The following is a 21,820-nucleotide window of genomic DNA, read 5'->3' as shown; positions in this document are numbered from 1 at the left end:
CCAAGTACTTAACAATTCTATGAAATGAGGTGTAACAATATGGACGAGGCATATAGTTTGGATTGTGAACAAATTGTTGATGCTGAGAAAGCGTATGACCTTTATTGGTCAGGGGTTATTAAGGATAAAAGAAATTTTGAGTGCCCAGATTACAAATGCTCTGCTAAGCTAACATGTGCAAACATTGATAAACCAAGATATGCAATGAAAAAACTACCGCATTTCCGACTTGTTGGCAAACACCATCCAGATTGTGAGCTTTCAGAAAATAAAGATGGAACAATAAAAGTTCCTGACAGTAGATTGGGTATTGGAAATAAGTATATAGATTCTCAGACTGATATATTTTTATCGGATAAACCAAAGAAAACAGCTCAAAGTAAAAGTTCAGATGGCGATGACAAAGAAGCAACTCATATTGAAAGAAAGAAGCGGACATATATTCAAAGGTCAGAGAATGTAACAAGACAGCCTGAGTATAATACAATTAAGCCATTAGTTTCAAAGTACGAAATATACTTATCTGAGTGTACTTTAGACAAACACTGTATTTGTATAAATAAAAAAGGTGTAAATATTCAATATGGTGAAATGTTCAAACCTGTTGAGGGACTTGATTTTAGCCATATTGATAAATATCCCAGAATATATTGGGGTGAAGCAACTATTTTCAAGATTTCCAAAAGCGATTCCTATTCAGTTACATTTAAAAATACGATACTTAAGGATGGGGTTGAATTAAAAGGTTCTATATTTTTAGCCAACTCTATAATTAATGAAAACTATCGAAAGAATATATGGCTGGATATGCTTAGTGAGTTGGCAAAGTCTAGGCAAAGGGCAGTTTTTTACATATACAGCAAGCCAATTTTAAACGAACAGAATAGTGATTATGTAAAATTTCCTATAATAAATTTAAATAATTTAGACTTTAGGATTATTGAAAACTAAAAATCATTAAGTTATTCACAAAATCCAGACCTATAAGGGGTTAATCTAAGTAAATGAACAAGACTAAAACACAAAAGTATAGTTTTCGTGCAAATCCGTTGATAATTGAAAATTTGCAAAAGAAGTATTTGACTGACAATACCAGTGAAGCTATAACATTGGCTATTCGAGAAGTTCTAGCTCCGAAGCCGGCAGAACATATTAAAGTAAAGCCCTTGTTTTCTATATTAGGCACGAAGTCTAAAACACTGGCTTCAAGAATAATTAAGATAATGCCCGAACATGTTACATATGTTGAACCATTTGGCGGTACTGGTGCTGTATTATTAGCAAAACAGGAAAGCAAGGTTGAAGTATATAATGATTTAAACGGACGCCTTTGTAACTTGTTTACTGTGCTGAAAAAACAACCTTTAGAATTCTATTTAAAATGTAAAGAGTTATTTATTGCCGACTCGATATTGAAAGAGCAAAAGCAGGTTATTGATTTTGCAAGTCCTCTTGAGGATGCGGTAAATTATTTTTACCTTACTGCGACTACTATATATGGCAATAAACAAAGTTTAAGGCATCAAGTTGGAAAGAATTTTTCAAAAACTTATCAGAACAGGCTTTCACTTATTAATTCTTTGTCTGAAAGATTAGAAAATGTTTCTATATTCAATAGAGACTTTTCTTATATAATTAAGAAATACGATAGTCCTAATACCTTATTCTATTGTGACCCACCTTATTATTCTAAGGAAGGATATTATGATGAAGTGTGTCTTGAACAGCATAATTTACTTGCGGATATGTTGCGTAACATTAAGGGCAAATTTATTCTTTCTTATTATGCTAATACTGCAATTTATAATTTATACCGAAGTAAGCGTATTTTCCATGTCAGTTATAGAATGAAGAGAAAGTCAGGCTTTAGCAAAACAGTCACTGAAAAAATAATCACGAACTTCTCATTCGATGGTTGTAAACCTATGGGGTAACATTATAATAAAAAGTGGAGTATAAAATTGTCCGACAATCTTTTCTATTACATATTAATAATAGGTCTTTAAAATGTTGAATCTAAAGGGAAGGCGATATTTATTCATGATAATTTCAAATACACAATGATTGACATGTTGAAAATTGTTTATAAATTAAAGCCTAAGCAAGCAAATTGAAGTTTAAGATAGATAAATTGATATGAACACTAAGAAGAATTGGTATTGTTCATCCCGATGTTTTTTAAGATTTTTAATGTGTTTTTACAGTATTTGCCTGACATAAGTATTTTGTATATTGAAGTTGAAAGTCTCTAGAGATGCTATATTACGAGTTTAAAAGAACAAAGGAACTTTTGATAAAGAAGGAACCTATGAGTGTGACAGGTTTTATAGCTAGTGAGTAGGAATGTAGAAAGTGTGATATATTGAGTAACGCATACATGAACTCAATACAGCAGTCATCCATATACGGGAATTTGTGTGTATGTTGAGTAATTCCGTATATATATAAATTCAATACAGTTAATTGCAGTGGAAACACTCAAAGTATAAAGTTCCGTGTACAGTAACTTGAAAATTAATTTGACTTAAGTAAAGAACTCCATATATCAGTCTCAAAACTGATGCGGAGGTATAATAATGAATGTTATCAACTGTATTTTGAAGTATACTACTGCTGCTTTACTAAATAGGAACAATATTAATTTTTTTGAAAATTGTAATAATACTAGGTTGTCCTCCTATAAACTGTACTATAGGGGGAACGATTACAATGTATAAGAAAAATAAACTTAAAATAAAAATTGTTTCTTCTGAAAGTGCCAGTAAGTTTTTAGAGGAAATACTTATTAAGAATATTGCAAAACAGATATTTGAAAAACCTGAGTTTCAAAGAATGTTAATAGACCTTGAAAAATGTGAAAAAGCCATGTAGGTTGCGATGTAAGTGAATATAATAGGATTTTTAAAGGGGTATATTGAATATACTCCTTTTGTATTTTATAATAATTATTAAATGGAACGTAGTACTTAGTATATGGAATGCAAAGTGAAGAAGGTGTCATATGAGAGTAGCATGCTATTGTCGAGTTTCTACAAAGAAAAAAGAACAGTTGGAGAGCCTTGAAAACCAAATAAAGTTTTTTAATGACTTGGTAAATAGTCATCCAAACTATGAACTTTTTCATATATATTATGACGAAGGTATCTCTGGAAAAGCAATGACAAAGAGAGATGATTTCTTGAGAATGATGGACGAAGCAAGGAAAGGGTCATTCGAAGCGATACTTGTCAAGGATATTACAAGATTTAGTAGAAACACTGTTGACTTTCTTGTTTCTATAAGGGAATTAAAATTAAGAGGTATTAATGTAATATTCGTAAGTTATGGACAAGAAACATTAAAAGAAGAAACTGAACTTAACCTTACTATGCAGATAGCATTTGCACAAGAAGAGTCCGCAAGATTATCAAGAAAGGTAAAGTTTGGAAAAGCACTTGCTGCAAAAGATGGAATAGTACCTAATTTTGTATTTGGTTTTGATAGGATTGATAAACATACTCTAGTTCCTAATCAGATTGAGGTAGGTGTAGTACAAAAAATATTTGATTTATATGTTAATGAAAGTTGGGGCACAGCCAGAATAGCTGGACACCTAAATGATTGTAATATACGTACAAAAAAGAACAAGAAAAATAAATGGTCTCAAGTTGTTATTACGCAAATACTAAGAAATGCTGTTTATATTGGAAAAATAGTTAATCACAAAAGTGAGGTTGCTGACTATATAACAGGCAAAAGAAAACGATACTCAAATGAAGAATATATTACTGTTGAAAAACCTGAGATAAGAATTATATCTGATGAGCTATTTTATCGAGCACAGGAAATACTTGAAAGCAGAAAAGAATCATTTAATTTAATGAATAAACGTGATAGTGTTAAATATCCATTGTCTAACTTAATTAAATGTTCAGAGTGTGGTTATAGTTTCAGAAGATGTCAAAGGAAGTATTCAGCAGAAGGTAAGACATATAAATGGTGGACATGTAGTATTCGGAATGCGAGAGGGGTTAATGCCTGCATCAACAATATAGTAGTAGATGAAGACGAATTACATAATGCTTTACTACAGTTTCTAAATCAATTTTTAATTAATAAACCAAAGACTATCAAAGCAATAAGCAAAGAGATTAAGAATTTAATTATTCAACATAATAAGAATACTATAGCTGAAAAGGATAATAAGCAAATACAAGCTGAGATTACTCGCCTAAATAAAGAAATAGAGAAGAATAAAGAAATGTATAAGAAAGACATAATAGGAATTGACGAATTGAAATATGAAGTATCAACACTAACAGAAAAATTAAATCAATTAAAATTAGCACAAGGTACATCAAGGACAATGTTTAAACTGTCGGTAGATATTGATAGTTTAGTAACAAGTTATATGTCTAAGGTTGAACACATATGTTTAAGTGAAGCATTGGACAACTCATTCTTAAAACAAATTATAGAAAGGATAACAGTGTATCCTGATGGTGTACTAAAAATAGTTTTAAAAGTAGACAATAAGAATAATCTAAACGTTGAAGTTCCTTTAGAGATATATGAAATTCCATTAGATGATATAGTTCCAATGACGAATGACGGCACACAAAGATGTTACCGAACGACTTGTTCTGGTAAATCATAACCTTGCAAATGATGTCAGGATCATTCTTGAGGAAAACAAAGCCGAAAGGCATATAAGAGGCGGTCAGGCAACAAAATCAAAATACAGGCAGGAAGATAAAAAGGATGAATAAAAGCCTGATATCAGGCTTTTTATCTTATACATTAATTTTTTCTCACAGAATTTTTTCCTAATTATTCAATCATTCCTCAAAAAATATTGCAATATTAAAATAGTGTGATAATATTAATATGAAATTATATTGAAAGGGAGATGCATTTTGTTTGGTTTCGGACAAGATATAGGTATTGACCTGGGGACAGCAAGCGTTTTGGTTTACATAAAGGGCAAGGGTATTGTACTGAAAGAACCTTCCGTTGTTGCAATAGATAAAAACACAAACAGGCTTCTTGCAGTTGGTGAAGACGCTAGAAAAATGCTCGGCAGGACACCGGGTAATATTGTTGCCATAAGACCCTTGAGAGAGGGTGTAATCTCTGATTATGACATAACTGAGAGAATGCTGAAATATTTTATAAATAAAGTATGCGGTAACAAGGCTTTTAAGCTGTTTAAGCCAAGAATAATGGTTTGCGTTCCCAGCGGGGTCACAGAAGTAGAAAAAAGAGCTGTTATAGATGCAGCGATGCAAGCCGGTGCCAGAAAGACATATCTTATAGAGGAGCCCATAGCTGCAGCGATAGGGGCTGGCATAGACATTGCAAAAGCATGTGGGAGTATGGTAGTAGATATTGGCGGCGGTACCACAGATATCGCAGTAATATCCCTTGGCGGAACTGTTGTAAGCTCATCTATAAAGATTGCCGGCGACAAATTTGATGAGGCAATAGTAAGATACATGCGCAAAAAGCATAACATTATGATTGGAGAGCGTACTGCAGAAGAGCTTAAAATCCATGTTGGTACGGTTTACCCAAGGGTGCAGGAAGTGACAATGGATATCAGAGGACGTAATCTCATATCAGGGCTTCCAAAAACAATAACCATTACATCAACTGAGATTATGGAAGCACTTGAGGAGCCTATTTCAAGTGTTGTGGAAGCGGTTCACTCTGTCCTCGAAAGGACACCCCCTGAATTGGCTGCAGATATTAGTGACAGAGGGATAGTAATGACGGGTGGAGGCAGTCTCATATACGGGTTGGACAAGCTATTGCAGGAAAAAACAGGTATCAATGTTCTCATAGCAGATGATGCAATCTCATGTGTTGCATTAGGTACAGGAAAGGCTTTGGACAACTTCGAAGCAATAGAAGAAAGTGCAAATGCAGAAAGTAAGGCATTAAGGAGATAAGATTTATAGCAATTAGCTTTCTAGACATTAATAAATGGAATTATAATATATAGATATGGTAGAGTTTATTATAATTTAGGAAAATAATGCTTGCACAAGTTTTATTTTTATGTTAAAATGTTTTTTGTCTCTTTGAGTTCAACAGACCAATGATGATCACAATGAATATTATCATATAAAGTTATATGCGAAAGAAGGTGAATATAATGAAGGAAGGAATTCATCCAAAATATGAGCAGGCTGCAGTAAAATGTGCGTGCGGAGAAACATTCACAACAGGTTCAACTAAGGGAAGTCTTCATGTTGAAATTTGTTCAAAATGCCATCCTTTTTTTACTGGTAAACAAAAGCTCATCGATACTGGTGGACGTGTTGACAAGTTTAAGAAAAAGTTTGGAATTGTTGATAAAGCTTAATTTATGTTTGAAAAAACTTTATAAACATGTTAAACTAAGGCTGAGATATATTTTTCAGCCTTTTATTTTTATGGGCAAAATTAACTTTAGAAATATACAGAGATATATTTATTACCGGAGGTCATAATGAAAAAAACCAGTATAGGCGGAGAAGCCCTCATCGAAGGCGTTATGATGAGAGGCCCTGATGATATTGCAATAGCAATAAGAAAATCAGACGGAGAAATAATTATAGATAAAAAACCTCTAAAAACACTTGCGAAAAAGCACAGTTTTTTTAAGCTTCCAATAATCCGCGGAGCCGTTGGCATGTTGGAATCTATGATTATAGGAATGAGGGCTCTTTTGTATTCCGCAGAGTTTGTAGAAGTTGAAGAAGAGGGCGGAAAAGAAGCAAAACCGTCAAAGGTTGACGCTTTCTTTGAGAAGATATTTGGCGACAAGTTTTTTGACGTTGTTATTTACTTTTCAGTATTCATATCAATGATATTTGTTATTGGACTTTTTATGCTGCTGCCAAGCTTTTTGGCGGGTCTGCTGCATTTCAACAAGGATACTACCTCGGGCCTTATTGGTCTTCACCTTTTTGAAGGTGTTATAAGGATAGTTCTGTTTGTAGGGTATATCGCACTGATATCCAACATGAAGGATATCAAAAGGGTTTTCCAGTATCACGGTGCAGAGCATAAAACAATTCATTGCTACGAAAGCGGACAAGAACTTACTGTTGAAAACGTAAAAAAATTCACAACAAGGCATCCTCGATGCGGTACCGCCTTCATGTTTGTAGTAATGATAGTAAGTATAATAGTTTTCTCATTTACAGGTTGGGGCACACTTTTATGGAGAGTGCTGTCAAGAATAATCCTTATTCCTTTGGTTGCAGGCCTCTCATACGAGGTTATAAAGTTTGCAGGCAGAAGTGATTCAAGGTTTATGGCCATTGTAAGTGCTCCAGGCCTTGCACTTCAGAAGTTCACCACAAGAGAGCCTGATGATCAACAAATCGAAGTGGCCATCACAGCATTAAAAAATGTTTTAGTTGAGGATTCTGATGCAGATAAATGGTAATATTACGTTAAAAGAATTATTTGATATAGGAATAACCAGCTTGAAGAAAGCTGCTAATAAAGCCCCGGTTTTTGAAGCCGGGGTTATGCTTTGCAATTTGCTTAAAATGGACAGGGCCTTTTTGTATTCAAGAGGGGACCAGATAATAAGCCCTGACGTATCCGCAAAATATCTTGAGTGTATTAAAAGAAGGTCGGAAGGATACCCACTCCAATATATAACGGGGCACCAGGAGTTTATGTCACTAGACTTTAAGGTTACTGAAGATGTGCTTATCCCTAGGCAGGATACTGAAATACTGGTGGAAACGGTGATTGAGCACGCCGAAAAAACTCCTGATAAAAACTTAAGAATCCTTGATATTGGCACAGGTTCAGGGTGTATAGCAATAAGCCTTGCATACTATATAAAAAACTGTCTTGTTACAGCTTTGGATATATCACCAGATGCACTTGAAACAGCCAGATATAATGCACAAGCCAATGGCGTAAAGGATAAGATTGCTTTTGTGGAGATAGATATTCTTAGTAACGACACAAATGTCTTAAAGGGTTTTTGCCCCTCCGAGCCGCAAATTGAAACTTCTCACTGCTTTGATATTATAGTTTCCAATCCGCCCTACATCCCTTCAATTGAAATATCTTTACTTCAAAAGGAAGTTCGGGATTATGAACCCAAAAATGCATTGGACGGCGGTGAGGACGGTCTGGACTTTTACAGAGAAATAATAAAGAAGAGCAGCTCACTGTTGCCAAAAGGAGGGCTTTTAGCCTTTGAAACAGGTTATAATCAAGCCCTTGCTGTTAAAGCACTTATGGGTGAAATGTCCTCTAATGTGACAATATATAATGATTTGTCCGGTATAGCCAGGGTAGTTGCCGGTGTCCGGGACAATTAGAGGGCCAGTTAGAATTGGCCCTTATTCATTCCAAAACCTAACAGCACCTGAATCCTGAAGCTTTTTAAGTATTATAATTGAAACAGGACCCACAAACATTCCTATAATTCCAAAAAAGCTTAATCCAACATACATTGCAATAAGCGTAACCAGCGGATGCAGTCCAATCTGATCACCAATGATCTTAGGTTCAAGTATTTGCCTTATCAAGACGCCTAGAACATATATTATCGAAAGCCCCACCACCATTCTGTAATCTCCTATAATAGCGTTCCAGGCTATCCACGGAACCATCACTACTCCTGTCCCAAGAATGGGCACAGCGTCGGAAAGGCCTGCAATAAAACCCATTAGAAGGGCATATGGTGCACCTAGGATGGTAAGTCCTATGCTGACCTCTGCAAATGTAATGAACATAAGTATAAGCAGTGCTCTTACATAGCCAAAAAGTGCAGTAAAAGTTCCTGACTTTACGTCAAGAAAATTGTTTCTCCAGCTTTCGGGAAACTGCTTGCTGAAAAATTCATATATCTTCTTCCTGTCACTACTTACAAAGTATGCAGACAAAATAGATACAATCAAAAATACCGTCAGCTTTGGTATTGATGAAATAGTGTTAATTAGGTACGTAACTATTGAGGAGATTATCTCCTGTACCCTTGGTGCCAGGCTGTTCACATTTTCGTTTATGGCACCGGAAATCCCTGGTGGAAGCTTGTTGTAAATGGTCTCCAATCTTTTTAAATAGTCGTTTATCTGATCGGATGTGTTATTAACATAATTTGTTACATTGTCCTTAAATATCAGAAGCTCATTATAAATTTTCACAAGACCGATAGTTAGCAGCACCCCTATAACCACGATTGTAAAGAGCAGGGAAATAAGTGCTGAAATCCTCCTTGGAAGCTTCATCTTTTTTTCCATGAGCTTTATCAGCGGCTCATTTATTAATGCTAAGAGTATTCCTATAACAAAAGGGGCAAAAAAAGGTATCAGGTAAGTAACAGATATATAAACAATACCTAAAAATATTACTATAAATAATAGTTTTAATGCACTTTTATAGTACTTTTGCACAATGTTATGCATATTTTAATATTACCCTTCGAAAATTTTTTGATTCAACATCGATAAAACTTTGCTGAATAACTAAAGTATAGTTTTGAATTGGCGATAAGCTTATACAATATTATAATATAGTATATTATAAAAGGCACTAGCATTTTTTATAAACTGACATTTATTTTTATTCCTAAAAGCAACATTGACTTAATTTATTCAAATAAAATATAATTTTATTTATATGTGGCTCTGCAATTCTCAATTTAAAAAGACAGGGTGATTGCCTATGGTTTTTATAGATATTATGGATATTGCCGGAACAGCGGCTTTTGCCATATCTGGTATACTGATGGGAATTAAAAGCAAGCTTGATTTCTTCGGCCTGTTTGTGCTTGGAGTCTTTACCGCTTGCGGTGGAGGGCTTATAAGAGATGTCATACTTAATAGGGGCATGCCGGTGCTTTTTACAGACTCAAAATATATGACAACCATAGTAATTTCCACCATACTAACATGCTTACTTTATAGGTTTATAACCAGACTTTCCACCTTCATACAAATTTTTGATGCACTGGGACTTGGCACCTTTACCATACTCACTGCTTATCAATGTATACTTCTGAAAGTGCCCCTTATAGGGATAATATTCATTTCTGTTTTAACAGGAGTAGGGGGCGGCATAGTACGAGATATTATGGTAAATGAAGTTCCATTAATATTTAGGGGTGAAATATATGCATTAGCTTCTATTATTGGTGCTTTTTCGTTTTATATCCTGTATAATAATCTGGATAGCATAATAAATTTGTATCTATGCATCCTTATTGTTTTTGCTGTTAGAATCATATCAATGTATTTTAATATTAACCTGCCTGTGCTAAAAACAGACGGCAAGCTATTTCAAAACGGCAAATCATAAGGAAACGAAGGAGGACCTTATGGAAATAAAAGTTTTAAAAAATATAATGCATGCAAATCAGCAGATCGCTGAAGACAACAGAAAGTCATTCAGCGAAAAACATATTACAGTCATAAATGTTATGGCATCCCCAGGTGCCGGCAAGACCAGCACAATTTTGAAGATTATTGATACACTTAAAGACAAGGTAGGTCTTGGGGTAATTGAGGGTGATATAGCCTCAAGCATTGATGCAGAAAAAGTCGACGCTCTTGGGATTCCGGTCATACAAATAAATACCGGAGGCGGTTGCCATCTTGATGCAAATATGATAAAGACAGTTATGCCTGACCTTAAAATTCAAGATAATTCTATTGTTTTTATAGAAAATGTAGGTAACCTTGTATGCCCTTCAACCTTTGACCTTGGAGAAAGCATTAAAATGGTCATAGCCAGCGTTCCTGAAGGCCATGACAAGCCCTTTAAGTATACTTCCATGTTTGAAGCTGCTGATATAATTGTCCTCAATAAGACCGATCTAATGCCATATATTGATTTTGATAAAGACATGTTCTATAAAGGAGTACAAGCCTTGAGCCAGAAAGCCACTGTAATAGAAGTATCGTGCAGGACAGGCGAGGGTGTTGACTCGCTGGTTGACTGGTTAATAGAAAGGCATAACAGTGCATCTTAGTACCGTGGTTTACGTTTTTATAAAAATGACATTCTGGCAGCCAGAATGTCATTTTTGATTTATGGTCCCTATGCATTATGAAGGCCTGACTCGCAGGCTCCCAAAAAGTTGATCATGCATTCTTTAGTCCCCATAATATTTTTATGTCAACCTTTCCCAACATATAACAAAACCGCCTACCATTCCGGTAAGCGGCTTTTCATGGTGTGCCCAAGAGGATTCGAACCTCCGGCCTGCGGTTTAGGAAACCGACGCTCTATCCTGCTGAGCTATGGGCACATGAGATAAAAATTAAGACTTATATATTATACAAGATTACTAAAAAATTTTCAAGCATTATTTTATGTTATTATTATCCAATAAGCTCATTTCGATCTGGACATGGACAAGATCACCAAGTGATTTTGTAACTTTGATCGTGGATTTCCTAGCTAGACATCAAAAAATACACGATGATAAACCGTGTATTTTCATTATTTTTTGAATTTAATAAGCTTATTTAGTCTTTCTCTTTCCAGATGTTTCATCCAAACCTTCTTCTTCATCTTCAAAAGTCATTTCTTTACATTCATTCCATTCAGGTGAACATACCATCATATGAAACGCCTCCTCTCATATTGTTTGTTAAATAATATATACCCAATGTTAAATTTCATAAACAAATATTTAAAATTTATTTCTTTACGCAGCAAAAAACCCCACAACCGTTAGATTGTGAGGTTTGGAGCTGGTGGACGGAATCGAACCCCCGACCTGCTGATTACAAGTCAGCTGCTCTACCTGCTGAGCTACACCAGCATATTTGCTTGTATAACAGTTTATTTCGATTTAAAAACCTTGCATAAACCGCTGACACTATGATAGTATAGCAGGTGAATAATAATGTGTCAACACTTTTTTCAAAGAAATTTAATCCACTTTCTAAAATTCACTGAAATCTGACAAAAGGAGCAAATATATTATGAGAAGCAATGAATTACAACAAAAACACAGTAAAGTATTGGGGTTTTTATCCACTCTCATGCCTGCTGCAATATTTCTTTTAATATTAAACTGGCTTTTTAACATAACACCGCTTCAAAAGCTTCAGGGTATGCCGTTATTAATGTCTCTACCATCTTTATTAGGTTTTATTCTTGCCGGCATTTCACTTAAAAGATCCCTTGGTAGAACAGGCAAGCTTGGAATGGTGATGAATTCCATATTGTTTATACTCCCATTTTTATACTGGACTTTAGGAACCGTATTTTTTGGTGCTTGACTGTTACCTTAGGTTATACGTTACTCTATATTAAAAGCAATAAATGTATTACATTTGTCTTTGGAGAATCCCAGAAAATCAATCGATATTTGCTCTGCCAAATGTAAGATTGCTAACACTTTTAATATAGAGACAGGAGATGATTATATGACTATTAGCGAAGCTATAAAAGAGACAGGGCTTACAAAGAGGGCAATACGTTTCTATGAGGAAGAAGGCCTTATAAATCCTGCAGCTAATCCTGAAAATGGCTATAGGAATTTTAGTTCAAAGGATATAGACAGGTTAATAAAAATTTCACTGTTAAGGCAGCTTGGGCTTAGCATTGATAACATAAAAGAGCTTATTAACTCACCTGACAGCATTATTGGAGTCCTTACTTCCCATCTTGACAAAATAGACAAAACCATTAAAACCCTTGAAAAGAGCAAAGATTTAATCAACGAGATTATTGCAGATAACAACATTAAAAATTCTAATGATTTTATGACTAAATTGAAAAGCCTTAGGGATCATTTTGAATATGAAGACAAGACCAAATCGGGTTATGTCAAAAGACAACTACTAAAAATATTTCCCGGTTCTTTTGGAAAGATGCTCATACTTCATTTTTCCCCCTTTTTAAACGACCCTATAGATAGCAAGGATAAAGAAAAGGCATGGGGTGAAATTGTAAGTTTCTTGGATAAGTCTGAGCCATTTAAGTATCCAGATGAATTCGGTAAAAATCTGGACTGTATTCCTGAAGATACTCTTTTAGAAATCGCAAAGGAGCAAAATAAAGAAATACAGGCCATTATTAATTATACTCCCCAAGAGCTGGAAGAATACAAAACAAAAATTATAGATTCAATAAGGTCCCTGAATCAAAATAAGGAATTTATTGAAAATCGTCAAAAGACATGGCAAACAAACTTGGATTTAAAAAACAGTCTTTTATCCGAAGGGTATTATGACCGATTTGTGAGAAATCTTAGAATAATCAGCAGTGATTATGACAAATATCAAGAAATACTTAATAAACTTAATGCCGATTTGGGTCTATATTATGATGAAACTGGAAATATTCAAATACCCCAGGATATACTGTAATATCCCAGACATAAACAAAAACAGTTTACTTCAAGAAGTAAACTGTTTTTTAATTGGTGGGCACTATAGGGCTCGAACCTATGACCCTCTGCTTGTAAGGCAGATGCTCTCCCAGCTGAGCTAAGCACCCGTCAAATTCACCGTGCAGATGTTATTATAGACCCTTTTTATATATAAGTCAACCCCTTTTTAAATTTTTTTTTGTTTTTTTATTAATATTTATTTATTACCGCAAAAATCATAAATAGCTGCATAAATCAAATTTTATAGCTTTCCCGGAAACATGGTAAAGCTTTGCTACTTTTATCCTATATGATATAATGGTAATACTGTTGAGAAACATTAAATATATGAAAAGTACCAATGAAGGGAAGATATTATGTTTTTTGAGTCGTATAAATCAATCCTCTATTCAGATACGCTTGTTCCGGATATTTTTATAAATGAGTACATGCCCTCAATGGATGGGGATTGTGTTAAAATATTTGTGCACTGCTTGTTCCTTAGCAAGTATAATAAATATGCTTCTGCCAAGGATCTTTCAAAAAAGCTTGGCATTGATTTAAACAAAGTAAAGGATTCACTGATATACCTGGAAAGTATAGGCGTTATTACAAGGAAGGAAAACAGCAGCAGCATCACCATCAGCGACCTGAAAGAAAAAGAAATCAAAAAAATATATAGACTTAAGCAAACTTCAACTCCTGAAGAAGCCATTCTTAGTTCCGAGAGAAATAAATCCAGGAATGCGATAATTAAGTCTATAAACAACAAATTTTTCCAAGGGGTAATGCCCCCATCATGGTATACTGATATTGATGCATGGTTTGATAAATACAATTTTGAGGATGATGTAATGTTTGCACTCTTTCAATATTGTTATGAGCATAACGGGCTTACCAAAAACTACATAGTAAAGGTAGCTGACAGCTGGAAAAGCAAAAATGTTCGCAATTCAATTGATCTTGATAATTATTCTTTGCAGTATGAGAGGTTTAAGAGCATCCGGGGCAAAATTGTGAAAAAACTTGGTCTTGGAAGAAACCTTACCGAATATGAAAGCGAATATGTTGAAAAATGGGTTGAGAAGTACAAATATGATTTTGAGATAATTGAATTGGCCCTTAAAAAAACGCCTAAAAAGGCTAATCCAAGCTTTGAATATCTCAACTCAATTATAACTGACTGGTACAATAACAACCTTAAGACTAAGGATGAAATACTGGCCTATGACAATGCGAGAAAGCAAAGTATGAAGCAGCAGTACAAGGTCTCGGAAGTGCCTCAGCATTCCAACTTCAACCAGCGAAAGTACGACAAGGATTACTTCGAAAATTTGTATGAAGAAATTTAAACCTTTCTGGAGGTTTTATGAGAAAAAACTTATATAGTATACTTAAAAATGAATATGACAAAAAGCAAAGGCTCGCTTATGATAACCTTACAGAACGGCGCAATGGGCTCTACCAAAAGGTACCCCGGCTGATGGAAATTGAAGACGAAATAAACAAGCTTGGTTTGAAATACAATAAAATGATTCTGCTTTCCGAAAACTCATACCTCCAAGCTGTTGATGAACTGACAAGGAATATTGATTCATTGAAGGCCGAACGGGAGGCTCTACTAGTACAGATGGGCTATTCCAGAGATTATCTCGAGGCTGTCTATGAATGCAGCCTTTGCAAGGATATGGGGTATATTGAAGGTGCTCATGGTTTCGAAAGCTGTGCCTGCTTTAAGCAGCAATTTGTTGCCCTAAGCTTTGAAAAATCCAATCTTAAGCTCACAGAGAGTGAAAACTTTGAGTGCTTTGATGAAACCTTGTTTCCTGATGACGTAGATGAAGAAAAATATGGGATCAAAAAATCTCCTCGAGATCACATCCTAGGTATAAAGGAAAAGTGCCTCAAATTTATAGATAACTTTTCAGATCCAGACGAGAAAAATTTGTATTTCTGCGGTCCCACAGGTATAGGCAAAACCTTTATGGCCAGTTGCATTGCTTCAGAAATACTTAAAAGAGGCGGTACCGTACTTTATCATACCGCCCCCATACTCTTTGACACAATAAGCAGTTTCAAACTTAAGTCATTAAAAGACGAAGGGGATGAGGATACAAAGTACAGCAGCATCTTTGATACCGACCTTCTTATAATAGACGATTTGGGAACTGAATCCCAAACAACTGCCAGGTATGCAGAGTTTTTAAATATTTTGAACATAAGACAGCTCAATAATCTTTCAAGGCCGTGTAAAATCATAATATCTACAAACATTGAGCCCGGCAAACTATATGACTACTATACCGAGAGGGTAGCCTCACGAATAATAGGCGGTTTTTCCTTTATTAAGTTTACCGGAGAAGACATCAGAGGCAAAACAAAACCTCAAAGAATAATAAAGCAAGTTAAAAACGGAATGGAATAAAGGATATGAATGGTTTAAAGTCAGTTTTAAAAGATCTTTTAAGCAATTTAATTATACCTGCTGTTATATTTGCAGCTATATTTATAATTGGGGTGATGTTGTGGGTCTTTAAGATTGAATTCCTGATTGACTACTTTGACTCATTAAAACAATTTTTACTTGTGTGGATCCTTTTTGATTTAATTATCACCATAATAGTTTATAACATTGTTCTCTATGGAATTGGAATAATATTAATCGCTTCAAAATTATTTCGCAAAAAATAACTGCAAATAGAGGCAGCATCAAATAATAATAAAGTATACCAAGGGGCTATTTATAGCCCCAATACTTTTATTATGCTTCTTAAAAACTCATTTTCCATCCCCGCCATGGAAACACCCTGAAGCAAATAAATCAAGACTATTACAGCAACGCCCGGTATGATCCACAGCAAACCTTTTACCTTGCTTTCATCTCGGGTCTCAAAATCTGTATCTGATGGTACTGTGGTAGTTTTCATAAATGCATAAACCAGGCCGCCTAAAGCTGCCAAAAAGCAAACAAACATTACTGCGAATATTCCAAGTGTGGTTATAAGCTGAATCTTAGGCATTGCTAAAAACATGGAAAGACTTTGATCTCCATCTGACGTCCCACCATTAGCTCCTGCTATTTTTCCCAGCGTTGAAAGTTTCCCAAGCCCATATGACAGCAATACAACAAGAGAATTATTTGTAAAATGTGCTACCATCCCTGCATATATGGAATCTGCCCTGTACACCAAAAAACCCATGAGTATACCCAAAAGAAATGTTCCTAAAAACCTTTGAAAATCATGATGCATCAACCCAAATAAAAAGGCAGTAATAATAATTGCTTTGGTATTACCAAGCTTTTCATATCCCCGCAATATAACTCCCCTAAAAAGGACTTCCTCGCATACTGCCGCTGACATACCTATTACAATAAAACCCTTTACAAGAGTTACTACGTCAGGTATATTTACCTGAGGTAAATTTATGCTGCCAAATATCAATTTAATTATAAGCATATTGGCAAAATTCAATATACCCACCACTGGTATTGAAAAGCAAGTTATGAATACTATTAATACAATGTTAATGAAGCTTATCTTATTTAGACGAAGTACTTTCCTTATATCGTACTTTTTGTGGAACAGGAATATAATAGGCGGCAGCAAAACCAATAGTATCTCCGCTGATATAGCCTTGATATAATAATCTCCAACAGGAAGTCTTACTATAAGATTGCTAAGCAGCATAAATATTATAAGTGCAATAGAGAACAATACACTTGCTTCCTTGATGGTAGGCTTGCTAAATGTTCTGCGTGTCCCTTCATGAGACATCCCACTATTTACATCTTCTTTTTCAAAACTGTTTTCATTCACAAGGAAATCCTCCATAAAGTATTTTTATTAATTATAATACAACTATGGCAAAATTTATGCAAGGACAAAACCGACATATACCTAATATCGGAGTATTATAAACATATAGTAACACCATAACTCCCCAGACATAATAAAATAGTCTGAAATTTTCCATCATTGATTGTTGTCGTGAGAAAATAAAAAACGGGCAATGAGCCCGGTTTTTTGTAATTTATTTAATTCTTATTGACAGAGGTTATATTTATAAATCTATATACCCAGTAATCAGAAAGTCAGAATACCCCTGTCAGTATCAACAATCATTAGGATATTTTCTTCTCTTCCTGTTTCCGCGTTTATATATACAAGAAAATTATTATTACCTAGTTTTCCCTTAAACTCATAAGTAAACAGCTCTGTTTTGTAGTCTGTTGGTATTATAGCCAAACCAGAAGATAAAACCTGCATCTTTTTATTTATCATACTCCGTGCCTGCTGCTCAGTCACCTTAGGCTGTGGTATGCTTCTTGTCATATGAGAAAAAAGGTACCCCTTGCTTTCAACACCAACAATTTCACCATTATCAAGAGCTATCTTTACTTTGATAAGGTCGGGATAGACTATGACATTATTCTGTTTGTACGCATAGTTTATGGTTGCAGTATTGTCCTCCTTAATGTAATAAGTATCCTCCATGCTGCTATAACCAAGCTTTTCAAGGTATTTTTTCCCGGCTGCCTTTGCTTCGTCTATATTGAGCTTGGCTTTTTCCGTAGGTCTGTTCATAAGCATCCAGTATACATGCCCACCCCTTTGAGTAACATCCACATTAGCAGCCTGATCATCAGGAACACCGTTGAATGTAACCCTAAAACCATAGGTTTTTATGGTATCGGACTTTACCTTATCTGTTTGAGTTATAGCCTTTACGTTTTTGTATTTAAATAGCTCTGAAACCTTTTGCTTTGCTTGTTGTACTGTAAGCATATTTCCTGTAATGCCTCTTGGTTGTGCACTTGCTATATGGTCGGAAAAAGGACCGTCATAAATAAGAGTCGGGTACGCTTGAAAAGTTTTATCAATATTTTCAAACTCCTTAGACGGCAGTGTAGTCGAGGTTCTTTTAAATACACTGGCTCCTTTTTTAGAGAGCTCTCCCCATTTTAATCGCCCCGCAGAGAGTTCTCCTTGCAGGTTGCCCAGGCTTGACCCCAGCTTCACTGCATAATCATGGAGCTGCTCCAAAGTTTTGTATTGTTTGTCGGATAAAGGCTTTCCCTGCAGGTTCTGGTTGTTCATAGAGTATGAAAAATCCCCTACCTGGGTAAGGAACTTTGATGTGTTTGCCAAAATTCCCGATGAAATGGGCAACTGCCCCAAATTGTACTGTGCAAGATTGGCCTGTCTCCACGCCTCCTGCAATGTTGATGCTGTTTTTTGGGGTGATGAGGTTATAAGTGATTTAACCAAAAGCACCTCAACATTTCTTACATAGCCTGCCATATCGAAAAAAGCCCTGTTATACTGGTTATCCAGTTCCTGCCTCAGATTGCCGGAGTGCTTGTACTGATACATTCCCCAAACCCCTAATGCACCAATAATAACGATAACAATACTATACATTTTTCTATCGGATAACCTTCGCTTAAAATCTAACAGTTTATCTCTAATGCCCAAAATAATACCTCCTGTCCAAATTGAATTAGCATATAAAACTTTTATTTCCTAGACATTTAAAAATATATTCATATGTATTTTTAAACAAAATGCAATATTTTATGATATTTTTTTATTTTCAGAGAAAAATAAAAATGTTAATACCGATTAAAATCAATTTAATAAGGGGTTTGATTCGAATGAAAATACTTATACTTACAGTCTCTGCTGGAGCAGGACATATTAAAGCAGCTGAAGCAATTAGTGAGCAGATTAAATTAAAATACCCTGACTCCAATATAATGATTATCGATACATATAAATACATAAGCCCTTTATTGGATAGAATCATTGTTGGTGGGTACTTGAGCATTCTTAAAATGTCTCCAAGAATCTATGACAAGTATTACTCATTATCCGAGCCGATAGGAAGTAGATACAATTTTGGAAGCATGCTAAACAGGTTTTTGGCTATAAAGCTGATGGAGCTAATAGATGAATTTAATCCATCGGTTATTGCATGCACCAATTTTATCCCACTCCAGATACTGTCAACGCTTCATAAAAAGAGCAGGCTTAAGACCCCCACAATATCTGTTATAACAGACTACACAACCCATTCCTATTGGGTACATGAGTATGTGTCTGCCTATGTAGTGGCTAACGACTTTATCAAAACCGAGCTTATAAATAAAGGTATTTCAAGCGATATAATTCATCCATTAGGAATCCCTGTAGGGACGAGCTTTTATCAAAATAACGACAAGCACAAGCTTCTATCAAAATATGGTATGAAAAACAAGCCTACAATACTCATAATGGGTGGCAGTCTAGGATTTGGTAATATAAAGAATACTTTCCTGTCTCTATTAAAATTAAAGAGAGATATCCAAATTGTGGTTATAACAGGCACAAATAATAAGCTTCGCAGTCAGCTTGAAAGATATTCAAAAAACTCCGAAAAGTGCATCCATATTATAGGGTATACTGATAAGATTTCAGATTATATGGAAATGTCGGATATATTGATAACAAAGCCCGGAGGAATGACGGTTTCTGAGGCATTGACCAAAAACATACCTCTGCTTCTTATCTCTCCTATCCCAGGTCAGGAAGAAAGAAACGCACAATTTCTTTCTAACATAGGAGCAGCTGCAAGAGCTATTAAAAAGGGTGATCTTGAAAATATACTACACCAGCTAATAGACAATCCCTTAAGAATGTGCCATATGAAAGAAATGGCCAAGTTTCTTGCAAAACCTGATGCAACAGAAAAAATTGCAGGTCTACTTGCAGAAATGTCCCTGGCATTTAAAGAAGAACACAGCCATGTAAAACCAGAACTTCAAAAAAACTCCATATCCCAGAGTAAAAATACACTTAATATATCAAGTCCCGATAATCAGCCTTGGGCTTACTGAACCTCTTGTGAACCTAGATAAAGTAAAAGCATTAAGTATTAACTTATAGGTCTTACTTAATGCTTTTACTCTTTATTTGGCAGAAAACAGTCCTCAATTTATCAATGGTAAATCCTATTGAATAATGCCTCTTGATAAAATAGGGTAAAACCGGAGATGAATTGTAATTCAATTATATCAAAACCTCACTCAATATTTACCCTGTTAAGTTGGTCTTCTTTAGGCTTACCTTCCTTCGGATGCTTATCAACATAATCTTTCGTCACATCACTCAACGCCTCTAAGAATGAATCGAATCCCATCTTAGCATGGCTTCCCAGCTGTCCCGGCAGAATATCCAGTATAAGCTTTGTTTTCAATATTTCAAGCTTCACAATCTCCTTGATTAATCTCTTATTATCCATTCTTTTCACCACCAAACACAATATTTAAAGTGTCCTGCTCAAACTTTGCCGATGTGATTGAAAGGTACTGCAATGTTTTGGGAAGAGTAATATTTCTCTTAATTCTGCCCGCCCTTATTATGAGTTCATCCGCCTTTTGAGCCAGGCTTAGATCACTCTTTTCACAAAAGGGCATATTTATTTTTAATAAATAGTTTTTTCCGCTTTTCTCAATTGTCTGAGTTTTTATGTTGTATAATATCCCTTCAGGACTAAGGTCTGCAAAAACCTTTTCTCCAAGCCTTTCCAACATATCCACCCCCACTATTTCCTTTTCAAAAAGCGGTGCATACATTATTGGAATAGGCGAGAAGCATTGCCGAGCTTCTTCAATATAGCTGCTTTGAATTTCCTTCCAAAGCGTAAAATAGCTGTCCGTTATGTCACTGGGTATAACCCTGTTTACAACAATTGCATCAACATTGAAGTTATATATATTGAGATAGGTAAAGCTTCTCTTTGCCTCTTTGATAACCATTTTTTCAGGATTCACAACTATTCTGATGCTGGTGGACTTCCGGTCTGTAAATATTTTTTTCATTTCATCCAATTGATTGAATATGTTTTCAATTTCACCCATAACTCCATCCGAAGGCATGGGTATCCCTAATAAGGGCTCTATTACAGGCCTGGTGAGGTTAATTGCCTTTCTTTTAATCGGAAAAAGTTTATCCATCCACCACCTGAAAAGATCAGGATAGCTTAAAAGTGCCAGGGTTTCACCAGTAGGAGCACAGTCTATTACAATGAGGTCAAAAAAACCTTTCTTGTAATGTTCCAGAATTCTTATGAGGCTCAGCAGTTCGTCCATCCCAGGAAATACTGTTAGTTCTTCTGTTGAAATATCTTTCACCGATTTGGATGTGAAAAGCATGGTCAGGTATTCCTGAACCTTCCCCCATCCCTTTTCAATTTCATGAACAGTATCAATCTCTTGAGCCCAGAGGTTCTCTTCAATTTTAACGGGTTCCGATCCCAGCTCAATATCTAGGGAATCCCCAAGACTGTGTGCTGCATCTGTGCTTATTATTAGCGTCTTAAGCCCTTTTCTTGCCGATCTCAAAGCTGTAGCTGCGGCTATACTTGTTTTTCCCACTCCGCCTTTGCCTGTGTAAACAATAATTCTCATAACGGTTCACTCCTTTTGTTGGTAGTTAAAGTAACATTATAATAAAA

20 protein-coding genes, 3 tRNA genes and 1 pseudogene are annotated in these 21,820 nt (G+C 35.3%); 16 read left to right on the top strand and 8 right to left on the bottom strand.

Going from position 1 to position 21,820, the window contains the following annotated elements; genetic code table 11:
- Positions 1-39: 39 nt before the first annotated feature.
- The 9 genes and pseudogenes from VIO64_RS05965 (at position 40) to prmC (ending at position 8,315) form a co-directional block, all read left to right on the top strand.
- A complete protein-coding gene (locus VIO64_RS05965; protein WP_331916153.1) occupies positions 40-951 on the top strand; it encodes a hypothetical protein in 912 nt (303 codons plus the stop codon).
- A 53-nt stretch (positions 952-1,004) separates the two neighbouring features.
- Positions 1,005-1,934 (top strand): DNA adenine methylase, encoded by a 930-nt coding sequence (locus VIO64_RS05960; protein WP_331916151.1) that lies wholly within the window; start codon positions 1,005-1,007, stop codon positions 1,932-1,934.
- 775 nt (positions 1,935-2,709) lie between these two features.
- Positions 2,710-2,871 carry a hypothetical protein gene (locus VIO64_RS05955; RefSeq protein WP_331916149.1) on the top strand — a complete coding sequence of 54 codons (162 nt, stop codon included), beginning with the start codon at positions 2,710-2,712 and terminating at the stop codon, positions 2,869-2,871.
- 130 nt (positions 2,872-3,001) lie between these two features.
- Positions 3,002-4,636, top strand: coding sequence for a recombinase family protein (locus tag VIO64_RS05950; RefSeq protein WP_331916147.1), 1,635 nt, complete (start codon positions 3,002-3,004; stop codon positions 4,634-4,636).
- Positions 4,584-4,748 (top strand): annotated as a pseudogene (locus VIO64_RS05945) (sporulation transcriptional regulator SpoIIID); the annotation flags it as partial. The gene VIO64_RS05950 and the pseudogene VIO64_RS05945, both read left to right, overlap by 53 nt.
- A gap of 147 nt (positions 4,749-4,895) precedes the next feature.
- Positions 4,896-5,930 carry a rod shape-determining protein gene (locus VIO64_RS05940; protein WP_331916145.1) on the top strand — a complete coding sequence of 345 codons (1,035 nt, stop codon included), beginning with the start codon at positions 4,896-4,898 and terminating at the stop codon, positions 5,928-5,930.
- 206 nt (positions 5,931-6,136) lie between these two features.
- Entirely contained in the window at positions 6,137-6,346 is a 210-nt protein-coding gene (rpmE, locus tag VIO64_RS05935) for a 50S ribosomal protein L31 (protein WP_331916143.1), read from the top strand.
- A gap of 126 nt (positions 6,347-6,472) precedes the next feature.
- A complete protein-coding gene (locus VIO64_RS05930) occupies positions 6,473-7,417 on the top strand; it encodes a DUF1385 domain-containing protein (protein ID WP_331916141.1) in 945 nt (314 codons plus the stop codon).
- Positions 7,401-8,315, top strand: a complete 915-nt coding sequence (prmC, locus tag VIO64_RS05925; protein WP_331916139.1) for a peptide chain release factor N(5)-glutamine methyltransferase — start codon at positions 7,401-7,403, stop codon at positions 8,313-8,315. Before VIO64_RS05930 ends, prmC begins: the two co-directional genes overlap by 17 nt.
- 21 nt (positions 8,316-8,336) lie before the next feature.
- Here the strand turns inward: prmC and ytvI are convergent, their stop codons facing one another.
- Complete coding sequence (ytvI, locus tag VIO64_RS05920) at positions 8,337-9,404, bottom strand: sporulation integral membrane protein YtvI (protein ID WP_331916137.1); 1,068 nt, start codon at positions 9,402-9,404, stop codon at positions 8,337-8,339.
- Positions 9,405-9,663: 259 nt separating this feature from the next.
- Between ytvI and VIO64_RS05915 the strand changes: the two genes are divergently transcribed.
- Both VIO64_RS05915 and hypB read left to right on the top strand, forming a co-directional pair.
- Positions 9,664-10,296 (top strand): trimeric intracellular cation channel family protein, encoded by a 633-nt coding sequence (locus VIO64_RS05915; RefSeq protein ID WP_331916135.1) that lies wholly within the window; start codon positions 9,664-9,666, stop codon positions 10,294-10,296.
- Between the two features lie 19 nt (positions 10,297-10,315).
- Entirely contained in the window at positions 10,316-10,969 is a 654-nt protein-coding gene (gene hypB / locus VIO64_RS05910; protein WP_331916133.1) for a hydrogenase nickel incorporation protein HypB, read from the top strand.
- A gap of 202 nt (positions 10,970-11,171) precedes the next feature.
- On the opposite strand, the gene VIO64_RS05905 is transcribed toward hypB, so the two are convergent.
- Positions 11,172-11,248: transfer RNA gene (locus VIO64_RS05905), tRNA-Arg, on the bottom strand.
- 443 nt (positions 11,249-11,691) lie between these two features.
- Positions 11,692-11,767: transfer RNA gene (locus VIO64_RS05900), tRNA-Thr, on the bottom strand.
- Between the two features lie 163 nt (positions 11,768-11,930).
- Here VIO64_RS05900 and VIO64_RS05895 point away from each other — a divergent pair.
- Positions 11,931-12,230: a hypothetical protein gene (locus VIO64_RS05895; protein WP_331916131.1), complete on the top strand. Its 300-nt coding sequence runs from the start codon at positions 11,931-11,933 to the stop codon at positions 12,228-12,230.
- 147 nt (positions 12,231-12,377) lie between these two features.
- Positions 12,378-13,322 carry a MerR family transcriptional regulator gene (locus tag VIO64_RS05890; protein WP_331916129.1) on the top strand — a complete coding sequence of 315 codons (945 nt, stop codon included), beginning with the start codon at positions 12,378-12,380 and terminating at the stop codon, positions 13,320-13,322.
- 54 nt (positions 13,323-13,376) lie between these two features.
- Here VIO64_RS05890 and VIO64_RS05885 read toward each other — a convergent pair.
- Positions 13,377-13,452: transfer RNA gene (locus VIO64_RS05885), tRNA-Val, on the bottom strand.
- 249 nt (positions 13,453-13,701) lie between these two features.
- Here VIO64_RS05885 and VIO64_RS05880 point away from each other — a divergent pair.
- Both VIO64_RS05880 and VIO64_RS05875 read left to right on the top strand, forming a co-directional pair.
- On the top strand, positions 13,702-14,676 hold the full coding sequence (locus VIO64_RS05880; RefSeq protein WP_331916127.1) for a DnaD domain protein: 975 nt from the start codon (positions 13,702-13,704) through the stop codon (positions 14,674-14,676).
- A 17-nt stretch (positions 14,677-14,693) separates the two neighbouring features.
- Entirely contained in the window at positions 14,694-15,749 is a 1,056-nt protein-coding gene (locus tag VIO64_RS05875) for an ATP-binding protein (RefSeq protein ID WP_331916125.1), read from the top strand.
- A gap of 316 nt (positions 15,750-16,065) precedes the next feature.
- Here VIO64_RS05875 and VIO64_RS05870 read toward each other — a convergent pair whose 3' ends face one another.
- Positions 16,066-17,142: a type II CAAX endopeptidase family protein gene (locus VIO64_RS05870; RefSeq protein WP_331916123.1), complete on the bottom strand. Its 1,077-nt coding sequence runs from the start codon at positions 17,140-17,142 to the stop codon at positions 16,066-16,068.
- A 267-nt stretch (positions 17,143-17,409) separates the two neighbouring features.
- The gene (gene ypeB / locus VIO64_RS05865) at positions 17,410-18,801 is read right to left on the bottom strand and encodes a germination protein YpeB (protein ID WP_331916121.1); all 1,392 of its coding nucleotides are present in this window, start codon (positions 18,799-18,801) and stop codon (positions 17,410-17,412) included.
- Between the two features lie 179 nt (positions 18,802-18,980).
- Between ypeB and VIO64_RS05860 the strand changes: the two genes are divergently transcribed.
- Positions 18,981-20,201, top strand: coding sequence for an MGDG synthase family glycosyltransferase (locus VIO64_RS05860; RefSeq protein ID WP_331916119.1), 1,221 nt, complete (start codon positions 18,981-18,983; stop codon positions 20,199-20,201).
- A 185-nt stretch (positions 20,202-20,386) separates the two neighbouring features.
- On the opposite strand, the gene VIO64_RS05855 is transcribed toward VIO64_RS05860, so the two are convergent.
- Both VIO64_RS05855 and VIO64_RS05850 read right to left on the bottom strand, forming a co-directional pair.
- Positions 20,387-20,605, bottom strand: coding sequence for a hypothetical protein (locus VIO64_RS05855; protein WP_331916117.1), 219 nt, complete (start codon positions 20,603-20,605; stop codon positions 20,387-20,389).
- On the bottom strand, positions 20,598-21,773 hold the full coding sequence (locus tag VIO64_RS05850; protein WP_331916115.1) for an ArsA family ATPase: 1,176 nt from the start codon (positions 21,771-21,773) through the stop codon (positions 20,598-20,600). Before VIO64_RS05850 ends, VIO64_RS05855 begins: the two co-directional genes overlap by 8 nt.
- Positions 21,774-21,820: the final 47 nt, after the last annotated feature.

The organism is Pseudobacteroides sp. (assembly GCF_036567765.1).
GTDB lineage: Bacteria > Bacillota > Clostridia > Acetivibrionales > DSM-2933 > Pseudobacteroides.
Note: the sequence above shows the minus strand (reverse complement) of the source record. Positions and strands in the feature narration are given on the sequence as shown.

Bases quoted from the DNA above. Each gene is read 5' to 3' on its own strand.
- VIO64_RS05965 (WP_331916153.1), top strand. From the start codon at position 40: ATGGACGAGGCATATAGTTTGGATTGTGAACAAATTGTTGATGCTGAG.
- VIO64_RS05960 (WP_331916151.1), top strand. From the start codon at position 1,005: ATGAACAAGACTAAAACACAAAAGTATAGTTTTCGTGCAAATCCGTTG.
- VIO64_RS05955 (WP_331916149.1), top strand. From the start codon at position 2,710: ATGTATAAGAAAAATAAACTTAAAATAAAAATTGTTTCTTCTGAAAGT.
- VIO64_RS05950 (WP_331916147.1), top strand. From the start codon at position 3,002: ATGAGAGTAGCATGCTATTGTCGAGTTTCTACAAAGAAAAAAGAACAG.
- rpmE (WP_331916143.1), top strand. From the start codon at position 6,137: ATGAAGGAAGGAATTCATCCAAAATATGAGCAGGCTGCAGTAAAATGT.
- VIO64_RS05930 (WP_331916141.1), top strand. From the start codon at position 6,473: ATGAAAAAAACCAGTATAGGCGGAGAAGCCCTCATCGAAGGCGTTATG.
- prmC (WP_331916139.1), top strand. From the start codon at position 7,401: ATGCAGATAAATGGTAATATTACGTTAAAAGAATTATTTGATATAGGA.
- ytvI (WP_331916137.1), bottom strand. From the start codon at position 9,404: ATGCATAACATTGTGCAAAAGTACTATAAAAGTGCATTAAAACTATTA.
- VIO64_RS05915 (WP_331916135.1), top strand. From the start codon at position 9,664: ATGGTTTTTATAGATATTATGGATATTGCCGGAACAGCGGCTTTTGCC.
- hypB (WP_331916133.1), top strand. From the start codon at position 10,316: ATGGAAATAAAAGTTTTAAAAAATATAATGCATGCAAATCAGCAGATC.
- VIO64_RS05895 (WP_331916131.1), top strand. From the start codon at position 11,931: ATGAGAAGCAATGAATTACAACAAAAACACAGTAAAGTATTGGGGTTT.
- VIO64_RS05890 (WP_331916129.1), top strand. From the start codon at position 12,378: ATGACTATTAGCGAAGCTATAAAAGAGACAGGGCTTACAAAGAGGGCA.
- VIO64_RS05880 (WP_331916127.1), top strand. From the start codon at position 13,702: ATGTTTTTTGAGTCGTATAAATCAATCCTCTATTCAGATACGCTTGTT.
- VIO64_RS05875 (WP_331916125.1), top strand. From the start codon at position 14,694: ATGAGAAAAAACTTATATAGTATACTTAAAAATGAATATGACAAAAAG.
- VIO64_RS05860 (WP_331916119.1), top strand. From the start codon at position 18,981: ATGAAAATACTTATACTTACAGTCTCTGCTGGAGCAGGACATATTAAA.
- VIO64_RS05855 (WP_331916117.1), bottom strand. From the start codon at position 20,605: ATGGATAATAAGAGATTAATCAAGGAGATTGTGAAGCTTGAAATATTG.
- VIO64_RS05850 (WP_331916115.1), bottom strand. From the start codon at position 21,773: ATGAGAATTATTGTTTACACAGGCAAAGGCGGAGTGGGAAAAACAAGT.